This window comes from Propionivibrio sp. (assembly GCF_041441355.1).
Classification (GTDB): domain Bacteria; phylum Pseudomonadota; class Gammaproteobacteria; order Burkholderiales; family Rhodocyclaceae; genus Propionivibrio.
In genome coordinates this window covers 294,655-304,680 of record NZ_JASDTF010000019.1, presented here as the reverse complement: position 1 = coordinate 304,680, position 10,026 = coordinate 294,655, and the positions used below count along the sequence as shown (strand labels likewise).

General features: G+C 63.8%; 9 protein-coding genes. 3 read left to right on the top strand and 6 right to left on the bottom strand.

All coding sequences use genetic code 11. The features are described from left to right. Window positions 1–228: 228 nt before the first annotated feature. The gene (locus QMB55_RS07880; protein WP_497588135.1) at window positions 229–948 is read left to right on the top strand and encodes an HAD-IA family hydrolase; all 720 of its coding nucleotides are present in this window, start codon (window positions 229–231) and stop codon (window positions 946–948) included. 102 nt (window positions 949–1,050) lie between these two features. On the opposite strand, the gene QMB55_RS07875 is transcribed toward QMB55_RS07880, so the two are convergent. The 4 genes from QMB55_RS07875 to QMB55_RS07860 form a co-directional block, all read right to left on the bottom strand. Then, window positions 1,051–1,836 (bottom strand): class I SAM-dependent methyltransferase, encoded by a 786-nt coding sequence (locus QMB55_RS07875; protein WP_497588134.1) that lies wholly within the window; start codon window positions 1,834–1,836, stop codon window positions 1,051–1,053. 139 nt (window positions 1,837–1,975) lie between these two features. Next, window positions 1,976–4,573 (bottom strand): bifunctional aconitate hydratase 2/2-methylisocitrate dehydratase, encoded by a 2,598-nt coding sequence (locus QMB55_RS07870; protein WP_497588133.1) that lies wholly within the window; start codon window positions 4,571–4,573, stop codon window positions 1,976–1,978. A gap of 211 nt (window positions 4,574–4,784) precedes the next feature. Then, window positions 4,785–5,018, bottom strand: coding sequence for an RNA-binding S4 domain-containing protein (locus QMB55_RS07865; RefSeq protein ID WP_497588132.1), 234 nt, complete (start codon window positions 5,016–5,018; stop codon window positions 4,785–4,787). 34 nt (window positions 5,019–5,052) lie between these two features. Next, a complete protein-coding gene (locus QMB55_RS07860; RefSeq protein ID WP_497588131.1) occupies window positions 5,053–5,382 on the bottom strand; it encodes a YkgJ family cysteine cluster protein in 330 nt (109 codons plus the stop codon). A gap of 128 nt (window positions 5,383–5,510) precedes the next feature. Between QMB55_RS07860 and QMB55_RS07855 the strand changes: the two genes are divergently transcribed. Then, on the top strand, window positions 5,511–7,148 hold the full coding sequence (locus tag QMB55_RS07855) for a methyl-accepting chemotaxis protein (protein ID WP_497588130.1): 1,638 nt from the start codon (window positions 5,511–5,513) through the stop codon (window positions 7,146–7,148). 24 nt (window positions 7,149–7,172) lie between these two features. Here QMB55_RS07855 and trmB read toward each other — a convergent pair whose 3' ends face one another. Beyond that, on the bottom strand, window positions 7,173–7,859 hold the full coding sequence (gene trmB / locus QMB55_RS07850) for a tRNA (guanine(46)-N(7))-methyltransferase TrmB (protein ID WP_497588285.1): 687 nt from the start codon (window positions 7,857–7,859) through the stop codon (window positions 7,173–7,175). A 201-nt stretch (window positions 7,860–8,060) separates the two neighbouring features. Between trmB and QMB55_RS07845 the strand changes: the two genes are divergently transcribed. Beyond that, window positions 8,061–8,825: a substrate-binding periplasmic protein gene (locus tag QMB55_RS07845; protein WP_497588129.1), complete on the top strand. Its 765-nt coding sequence runs from the start codon at window positions 8,061–8,063 to the stop codon at window positions 8,823–8,825. A gap of 7 nt (window positions 8,826–8,832) precedes the next feature. Here the strand turns inward: QMB55_RS07845 and QMB55_RS07840 are convergent, their stop codons facing one another. After that, complete coding sequence (locus QMB55_RS07840; RefSeq protein ID WP_497588128.1) at window positions 8,833–9,834, bottom strand: tRNA dihydrouridine synthase; 1,002 nt, start codon at window positions 9,832–9,834, stop codon at window positions 8,833–8,835. Window positions 9,835–10,026 lie beyond the last annotated feature (192 nt).

Below are 10,026 nucleotides of genomic sequence, written 5' to 3'. Positions count from 1 at the left end.
CTCGCATCGTGAAACATTAACATTCCTGCATAACTGCATTTGAGCCGCAATACGTAGAACCCACAATGCAATCACGGCCACTGGATTGCATCAGATTCGCGCCATCCCAACATATTCCGCGTGCATTGCTGCGACGGCACGAATACCCCTTTTGCGCGAAGGGCAAATCGACTAACCTCGTGCCATGGTCGACACGGATTCCATCCACTTCATCCGAAGGTGAATCTCATGGCTCTACGCGCACTTATCTTTGCCGTCGATGGCACTTTAGCCAACACCGAGCGGGACGGCCACCGTCCCGCCTACAACGCGGCGTTCAAGGAAGTCGGACTGTCCTGGCACTGGGACGAAAAGTTCTACGGCTCGCTGCTCAAGATCTGCGGCGGACTGGAACGCCTGCGTTACTACGCCGAACACCACGACCCGGCCGTGAACGCCCGTCCCGACCGCGATGAATTGTTGGCGCGCATTCACGAGATCGCCGTGCGCAACTACCAGCGCCGCCTCGCCGAAGGCCACATCCGCCTGCGTTCGGACATCGGCCAGCTGATCTGCGACGCCCGCACCGACGGCGTGCGCCTGGCGATTGCCTCAAGCTCGTGCGAACAGAACATTGTCGGCCTGCTCAAGACCCACCTGGGCCCCAAGGCCGACGACTGGTTCGAGGTGATCGCTTCCGGCGATGACACGCCCGCCAAGAAGCCGGCGCCCGACCTCTACAAGAACGCCCTGGCCAAGCTCGGGCTACCGCCGCGTGACTGCCTCGCGGTCGAGGACTCCCCCTCGGGACTGACCGCCAGCCTCGCCGCCGGCATCCCCACCGTGGTCACGCTGGGCGATTACCACCAGGACGAGGACTTTGACGGCGCCCGCCTGGTGCTGCACGAAACCGATGAACTGACCCTCGAAAAGCTGCGGCTCTGGCACGCCACGGCAAGCACCTCCTGATACCCCCCCCGCGGCCGGCCCGAGCGCCGGCCACGACGGCCCGGCCTTTTGTGCTGCACCTCCGGCCGGGCATTTTTTCGCGCTCGGCCGGAGACGCCAAGCTTAATCCTCGGCGCGCGACAATGCCTTGAGCGCGTAGATGTCGTAGCGGCTCGACTTGCCTTCCAACGCGTGTGACGGCGGCCGACCAGTCACCACCGGCGCCTTGCGCGGTCGTTTGACGACGACCCGGTGGCTGGCCAACGCCAGCGCCGCCTCCAGCAACTCGGGGGCATCGTCGTCGCCACCGACCAGAGTTTTGAAGAGGCGCATTTCCTTTTTCACCAGTGCGCTCTTGTCGCGCTCGGGAAACATCGGGTCGAGGTAGATCACTTCGGGCGCAGCCTCTGACCAGGCGCGCATCGCAGCGATCGCATCGCCAACCCGAAGGTGCATGCACGCGACGATGGGGCCGACCTCCGGATCATCCTGCGCCCGCGACAGAGCATCGGCCAGCAGTTCGGCGACGATGGGCTGGCGCTCGATCAAATCCAAGGTACAGCCGAGCTGAGCCAGCACGAAAGCATCGCGCCCCAGGCCGGCAGTGGCGTCGAGGACGCGCGGACGCACGCCGGGCTTGAGGCCGACGGCTTTGGCGATCATCTGCCCGCTACCACCGCCGAAGAGACGCCGGTGCGCGCTCGCGCCTTCGAGAAAATCGGCCCGCACCGCGCCCGGCGCACCAGGCGCGAGATCGAGCAACTGCAGGCCTTGCGGGCCGAGCTGCAGGGCGAACCCGGCTTCGCCGGAAAGCGGCAGGCCCAGCCGGGCCGCGAGCGCCTCCGCACGCGCGGAAAACTCAGGCGTCAGGGCTTCAACGCGGATCGAGGACAGAGAGGGGGACGACATAGGAAACCATTACCACGGAGAACACGGAGAAAAGCATAAACGGTTTAACTTCCGATGCCCCATGTTCTCCGTAGCAAATCCAAAAATAAAAACCCCGGCACAGGGCCGGGGTTACGTGAGCGACCGCGCGGCCACGTTTTCAGAGCGTGACCGTCTCCGCCGCTTCGACGAACTCGGCGATCTGATCGAAGTTCATGTAGCGGTAGATGTCGCCGGCCTTGGCATTGACCACTTGGATCTGCGCCATGTACTCCTCGACGTTCGGAATCTTGCCCATCAACGCACAGATCGCCGCCAGCTCGGCCGAACCGAGATAGACGCGGGTGTCGATGCCCAGACGGTTGGGGAAGTTGCGCGTCGAGGTCGAAATCGCCGTCGATCCCTTGCGGATTTGCGCCTGGTTGCCCATGCACAGCGAACAACCCGGCATTTCCATCCGCGCGCCGCTCTTGCCGAGCACGGCGTAATAGCCTTCCTCGGTCAGGATCATGGCGTCCATCTTGGTCGGCGGCGCGATCCACAGGCGGGTCGGGATGTCGGTCGTCCCGGCAAGCACCTTGCCGGCGGCGCGGAAGTGACCGATGTTGGTCATGCACGAGCCGATGAAGACCTCGTCGATCTTGTCGCCGGCCACTTCGGAGAGCAGCTTCACGTCGTCGGGGTCGTTCGGGCAGGCAAGGATCGGCTCCTTGACGTCGGCCAGATCGATCTCGATCACCGCTGCGTACTCGGCGTCCGGATCAGCCTTGAGCAGCTTGGGATCGGCGATCCAGGCTTCCATGGCCTTGATGCGGCGGGTCAGCGTGCGCACGTCGGAATAGCCGTTGGCGATCATCCACTTCATCAGCACGATGTTCGAACGCAGGTATTCGGCAACGGGCTCCTTGTCCAGATGCACCGTACACGCAGCGGCCGAGCGCTCGGCCGAGGCGTCGGACAACTCGAAGGCCTGTTCAACCTTGAGCTGCGGCAAGCCTTCGATTTCAAGGATGCGGCCGGAGAAGATGTTCTTCTTGCCCTTCTTCTCGACGGTCAAGAGGCCCTGCTTGATCGCGTAGTACGGGATCGCATTGACGAGGTCGCGCAGGGTGATCCCCGGATTCATCGTGCCCTTGAAGCGCACCAGCACCGACTCGGGCATGTCGAGCGGCATCACGCCGGTCGCCGCGGCGAAGGCGACGAGGCCGGAGCCGGCCGGGAAGGAAATGCCGATCGGGAAGCGGGTGTGCGAATCGCCGCCGGTACCAACGGTATCGGGCAGGCAGAGGCGGTTGAGCCAGCTGTGGATGACGCCATCCCCCGGACGCAGCGAGACGCCACCGCGGTTGGTGATGAAGCCCGGCAGCGTGCGGTGTGTCTGCACGTCGACGAGCTTCGGGTACGGCGCGGTGTGGCAGAAGGACTGCATCACCATGTCGGCCGAGAAGCCGAGGCAGGCGAGGTCTTTCAGTTCATCGCGGGTCATCGGGCCGGTGGTGTCCTGCGAACCGACGGTGGTCATCTTCGGTTCGCAGTAGGCGTTCGGGCGCACACCTTTGCCCTCGGGCAGGCCACAAGCGCGGCCGACCATCTTCTGCGCCAGCGAATAGCCCTTGCCGGTCTCGACCGGGTCGGCCATCAGCCGGAACAGGGTCGAGGGCGGCAGGCCGAGCGCTTCGCGCGCCTTGGCAGTCAGGCCGCGGCCGATGATCAGCGGAATGCGGCCACCGGCGCGCACTTCGTCGAGGATCACCGGCGTCTTGAGCTGCGCCTCGGCGATCACGGCGCCGTTCTTGAGCGCGGTGACGGTGGTCGTCGCCGTGTCGATGCGCAGCTCGATTTCGTCGCCCATTTCCATCTGCTGGACGTCGATCTCCACCGGCAAGGCACCGGCATCTTCCATGGTATTGAAGAAAATCGGGGCAATCTTGCTGCCCAGACACACCCCGCCAAAACGCTTGTTCGGGATGAAGGGGATGTCCTCGCCGGTCCACCACAGGACCGAGTTGGTCGCCGACTTGCGCGACGAGCCCGTGCCGACCACGTCGCCGACGTAAGCGATCAGGTTGCCCTTCTTCGTCAGCTCACCGAGCAGGCGGATCGGGCCGCGCACGCCCGGCTCGTCCGGCTCGATGCCCGGACGCGGGTTCTTGAGCATGGCCAGGGCATGCATCGGGATGTCCGGGCGCGTCGTCGCATCCGGCGCCGGCGACAGGTCGTCGGTGTTGGTCTCGCCGGTCACCTTGAAGACGGTCAGCTTCTGCGAGGCCGGCACTTCAGGCCGCGAGGTGAACCACTCGGCATCGGCCCAGCTCTGCAGCACGGCCTTGGCGTTGGCGTTGCCCTTGTCGGCCAACTCTTTGACGTCATGGAAGTAATCAAAGACCAGCAGGGTCTTCTTGAGCGCCTCGGCCGCCACGGCGCCGACCTCGGCATCGCCAAGCATGTCGATCAACGGTTTGACGTTGTAACCGCCCAGCATGGTGCCAAGCAGTTCGGTCGCCTTGGCGCGCGAAATCAGTTTGCAGGACTCGCTGCCGGCCGCCACCTTGGCCAGGAATTCGGCCTTGACCTTGGCGGCGTCGTCGACGCCGGCCGGAACGCGATAGGCAATCAGTTCGACCAGCGCCTCTTCCTCACCCTGCGGCGGATTCTTCAGCAGCTCGACCAGTTCCCGGGTCTGCTTGGCACTCAAGGGCAGCGGCGGGATGCCGAGCGCGGCGCGCTCGGCGACATGGGCACGATAGGATTCCAGCATTGCAGCAGCCTTTCTTAAAAGTGGCGTTTGGCGAAACCCCCGACGCCCGTTGGCAACGGACGACGCGGACAATTCACTGCGCGAACGGGCCGCAACCCGCTTTCGCCGGCCTGCGAGGCAGAACGACACTACCGCCAAGGTAGCTCGGCCATCTTATCCAAAGCATTGGCAGGTGTGAAGCCGCTGCAAGCCCTCCAAAGCCTTAGTCACCTTACGTTTCGCAATGGTTTCCCTCACGAAACAGAAGCACACTTTCGCCTCCGTATTCGACGCGCTGACCCGGGCGCAACTTGGCCCGTTTGCGCGTCTCGGTAACGCCATCGACGCGCACCTCGCCGGCTTCGATCTGGGCGTGAGCAAAACCGCCCGAATGACACAACCCGGTGGCTTTGAGCACCTGGTCCAATTGAATGTAATCGCCACGAACGGCGAGTGAAATGGTCACGAAACAGCTCCCGGAATAATAAAAAGAGCACCGCTCACAGCGCGAGCGGTGGCAGCCCGTAGCGGCGACGGGCGGCGTCGCAGGCATCGTCGCCGATGCCGACCCCGGCGTAGGGGGCGAAATCCCGGCACGGCCCGGGACGCTGCACGTAGATCGTGCAGCGCACCGCCTGGCCGATCTCGCCGGCAAGCGCGGCGCAGCGCGGCGGCGCGTCGTCGGTTCCGCGCATCCGGTACAGGCGCGCCGTCACCGGAACCGTCAACTCCGGCGGCACGCCCGGGCGCTCCGACGCGGCCAGTTCGGAACAGTGGAAATCGACGCGAAAGGCGGCGCAACAAGCGCCGCAAGCAAGACAGGCTGACACGGAGAGGAAAGAAAAATCAAGAAAGACTAATATTAACCGTAAAGAGCTGTAGAGCCACCGCAATCGTTGTTCTTCGCGGCGGAAGGCTTAATGAAACACAAAACAAAAAATCCCCGGGAGACTGTCAAATGTTCCAGAAATTGAAGCTGAGCACCAAGATCGCTTTACTTGTCGCCGCCTCCCTGCTCGGCCTGCTGTTCGCGGTCATCTATTCGGCGACCTCGATGCGCAACGACATGTTCGAGGCGCGCCGACTGCAGATCCGCTCGGTCACCGAGGCCGTTTACAACACACTCACCGACATCGACGCGCAGGCCAAGGCGGGCAAGCTGACTAACGAACAAGCCAAAAAGGCGGGAATCGACGCGCTACGCACCGCGCGCTACGGCGGCAGCGACGGCAAGACCGAATACTTCTACGCCTACACCATGAAGGGGGTGAATACCTTCCACATCCGCCCCGAATTCATGGGCCAGGACCTCCTGGAAAAAATCAAGGATGGCCAAGGGCGCTACGTCATCAAGTATCTGCTCGCCGCCCTGCAGGGCAAGCGCAGTGCTTTCGTCGACTCCAGCTTCCCTCGTCCGGGTAGCCAGGTCAGCGTTCCGAAACTGCAGTTCATCATGCATTTCGAGCCCTGGGACTGGATGATCGGCACCGGCGTCTTCACCGACGACATCGACGCTGCTTTTCGCTCGCGGTTGTGGTCCGAACTGGGTGTCATCCTGTTCATCCTGATCGTCGAGATCGCGCTCGCCATCTACATCACGCGCAACGTCCTGCGCCAGGTCGGCGGCGAACCCGAGGTCGCAAACGGCATCATGGCGCGCGTGGCAACCGGTGACCTCTCGGGCGAAATGCCTCCGGCGCCCAGCGGCAGCATGCTCGATTCGATGGGCCAGATGGTTGCCGCGCTGCGCCTGATGATGCGCGACATCAACGCGCTTTCGGGCCAACTGGCCCGCGAGGCGGAACAGATCAGCACCTCCTCGCGCGAAGTTGCCCAGGCCGCCCACAAGCAGTCCGACGCCACGTCTTCGATGGCCGCGGCGATCGAAGAGATGACCGTCAGCATCAACCACATCTCCGACAACGCCAAGGACACCCAGCAATACTCCTCGTCCTCGCTCGAACTCTCGCACAGCGGCGTCGAGCGCATTGAAGGGGCGACGCGCGAGATCCGCGACATCGCCGTCAGCGTCAGCGCCGCCTCAGACCGCATCCGCAAGCTCGAAGCACGCGCCCGCCAGATTTCGACGATCGCCAGCGTGATCAAGGACATCGCCAACCAGACCAACTTGCTCGCGCTCAATGCCGCCATCGAGGCGGCACGCGCCGGCGAACAGGGCCGCGGCTTCGCCGTCGTCGCCGACGAGGTGAGGAAACTCGCCGAACGGACATCGACGGCAACGGTGGAAATCGAACAGATGATCTCCGGCATCGAGACCGACACCGTCGAAGTCGTCCAGGCGATGGACGCCACCCTGCCGGAAGTCGACGAGGGCATCTCCGCCGCCGAGGAGGCCGCGACTGCGTTGCGTCAAATCAAGGATGGCGCGACGACGACGCTCGAACACATCCGCGAAGTCGCCGATTCGACGCGCGAACAGAGCCTCGCCAGCGACAACATCGCGCAAAAGGTCGAGGAGATCGCCTCGATGGTCGAAGAAACCTCGGCCGCCATGCAGGCCTCGGCCGAAACGGCGGCCCGGCTCGAACAGATCGCCAGCGAACTCAATACGCTGGTCGGCCGCTTCCGCTGCTGATTCTCGACCGGGATTTCTGGCCCATCAAGGCAAGGCCACGCGCAGGCGCGACAGCGCGTGGCCCGAAGCAAGGTACTTGCGTTCGAATGGTGTCAGCACTTGCGTCGGTTCAGGCGCATACGCCTCGACCACAACGTCCCGTCCGGTGGCCAGTGTGATCGCCCGGGCCATTTCCTCGACGTAGATCGGCCAGTTGCTACGGCACTCGAAATCACCGCCGAGCGCGAGCATGCTCGGAAAAACCGGATGCCCATGCCAGCGCCGCGCCAGATGGCCGATTTTTGGCCAGGGGTTCGGATAAAGCAGATACTGCCGCGCCAACCGGACGCCCTCCGCCTGTAAGAGGCGCCAGTAATCGACGAGGTCCGCGCGCACCAGATCGACGTTCTCCGGCAGACGTTCGGCCGACTTATCGGCGATGCGCCGGGCGAGGCGATCGGCGGACTGATCGACGCCGATCACGTAATGATCGGGAAAGGCCCGCGCCAGGGCGATGCTGCTTTCCCCAACCCCGCAACAGGCATCAAGGATCAACGGCGCCCCCGCGCCACGACGGGCGTAGCGCGCCAGGCTTTCGTCGGCGGCGCGGCGGTTGTAATCGGCGTAAGGCTTGAGGAAAGGAGCGGCCAGATGCTTGGCCACCAAGGTCGTCAATTGCACATGAACGCCGTCCTGCGCACTGCTGGGAACACGAGAATTCACTTGCATCAGGAACTAGAATGAATCAAAAAAGGTCGAGACAAAAAACGCTAGGCACGTGAGCTGCAATGGCAAGGTGCAGGTGACTATGATAGGTTGAACCCTGACGCCACGCTGCCCATCGTTCCACCTCGCCCGTCGCCCCCCTGCCCCGCCAAACGCGCCGCTCCAGCACCGCTTTCCATCGCTTTCCATCGCATCCCAACGTTTTCCATGTTCATACGATTTCTGTTGCGCGCCCTGATCACTCTCTCCGGGCTCGTGTTCGCGTGCCAGGCTTGGGCCAACGGAGTGATCGAGTTGCGCACGGCCGCGCAGCTCTCGCCGCCAAAGTACTACACACTGCCCAATGGATTGATCGGCGGCATCGGTATCGACGTCCTGCGGGCCATTGAAAAAATCGACCCCACGCTCCGGTTTAGCGGCGACCAGACTTACGTTCCTTTCGCCTGCATCCAGGCGCTCGTCGCTTCCGGCGAACTCGATTTTTTCGTCGGCATCGGGCTTGACGAGGAGCGGCAGGACAAATACACCTACCTTCCCCAAGCGGTATACCACACCCGCGACGGCATCTTCGTGCTCGCCGACGACCCGATCAAGCTCAACAGCCTTGCCGACATCAAAGCCATTCCCGAACACCGCGTCATCACCTCGCAGGCCAGCGCCCAGCTCAAGGAAATCGCGTCGTTCGGCCTGAACATCGACAAGAGCGCACAAACCGCCGAGGCCTCGCTGCGCATGCTGCTCGGCGGTCGCGGACGGTTCCTCTACTCCAACGAGGTCGCAATCGTCCCGATCGCCCGCAGCCTCGGCGTCCTCGACAAAATCCGCATGGTTTACGTCCATGCCTCTGAAGCCCGTTACATCATCATGTCCAAGCACCTGCCTCCGGCCGTCCAGCAACGCCTGCGACTGGCCGTCGATCAGCTCGAACGCAGCGGAGAATTGCGGCGCATCGCCGATCGTCACTTGAAGTGACACAGCCTCATCGCCGCGCCCCGGCCGCCGCCGATGCTGAAGCTTCGGCAGCACGGCGCAGGACGGTTTCGACCTCCACGGCCCCCGGCAAAGGACGCACCGCCTGATACAGGGCTTCGGCCTCCGGATACGCCCGACGCAAGGCGTTGAGCCAGAGCTTGAGTCGGCCGGGCACGAAGCGCGCTTCGACCCGAGCCTGAACGCTCTCCCAGAAATGCACGAGATACGGCAGCAGCGCCGCCCATTCGCCGTCCTCCGGAACGCCCAGCGCGCGACCGCCGGAGCAGGCCACGATGCGGCGCGCCAGCCAGGGATCGGCCACCGCACCGCGGCCGAGCATGACATCTTCGCAACCCGTCTCGGCCCGGATGCGAAGGTAATCGGCGACATTCCAGACTTCTCCGTTGGCCACCACCGGCAGGCACGCCCCGACCGCCTCGCGGATGCGTGCGATCCAGTGCCAATGGGCTGGCGGCGCATAGCCGTCGAGTTTGGTTCGGGCATGCACGACCAGACGGGCGGCACCGGCATCGGCGATCGCCGCGGCACACTCGAGGGCACGTGAGGCATCCCGAACCCCCAGTCGCATCTTCGCCGAAACCGGAATCTCCGGCGGCACGGCCGCGCGCACCGCGCCGACGATGCGTGCGATCAAGGGTGGATCATCGAGCAGCATGGCGCCGCCGCCGTGACGATTGACCGTCGGCGCCGGGCACCCGAAGTTGAGGTCGATGCCAGCCGGAGCGAGGCTGGACAAACGTTCTGCGTTGAGCGCCAGCCAGTGCGGATCGCTGCCCAGGAGCTGGACGACGAGCGGCGTCCCGGCGGGCGTTCGAGCGCCGTTGGCCAGTTCGGGGCAAAAGCGACGAAAGCTCCGCTCAGGCAATACGGAGCCGGACACGCGGATGAATTCGCTCACCGCCTCGTCAAAACCGCCGATGCGGGTCAGGGCGTCGCGCAACACGCAATCGGCCAGGCCTTCCATCGGCGCCAGGATCAAACGCCCCATCCGCTCGCCTCCATGAACGAAGACGGTTCAACGCCAAATAGCATGCGGCACAGGGGCCGGATCAAACGGTACGGCACAAAAAAACCTTTCGGAATTGCTGAAGAAATCGCCACGCGTGTTCCGAACACTCAGCGCACGGTGACAAAAAATGCCATATCAACCATCAAGGCGCGCACATCGACCGCCGGAACA

Excerpts from the sequence above, each read along its gene's own strand:
- QMB55_RS07880 (WP_497588135.1), top strand. The coding sequence starts at position 229 with ATGGCTCTACGCGCACTTATCTTTGCCGTCGATGGCACTTTAGCCAAC.
- QMB55_RS07875 (WP_497588134.1), bottom strand. The coding sequence starts at position 1,836 with ATGTCGTCCCCCTCTCTGTCCTCGATCCGCGTTGAAGCCCTGACGCCT.
- QMB55_RS07870 (WP_497588133.1), bottom strand. The coding sequence starts at position 4,573 with ATGCTGGAATCCTATCGTGCCCATGTCGCCGAGCGCGCCGCGCTCGGC.
- QMB55_RS07855 (WP_497588130.1), top strand. The coding sequence starts at position 5,511 with ATGTTCCAGAAATTGAAGCTGAGCACCAAGATCGCTTTACTTGTCGCC.
- QMB55_RS07845 (WP_497588129.1), top strand. The coding sequence starts at position 8,061 with ATGTTCATACGATTTCTGTTGCGCGCCCTGATCACTCTCTCCGGGCTC.
- QMB55_RS07840 (WP_497588128.1), bottom strand. The coding sequence starts at position 9,834 with ATGGGGCGTTTGATCCTGGCGCCGATGGAAGGCCTGGCCGATTGCGTG.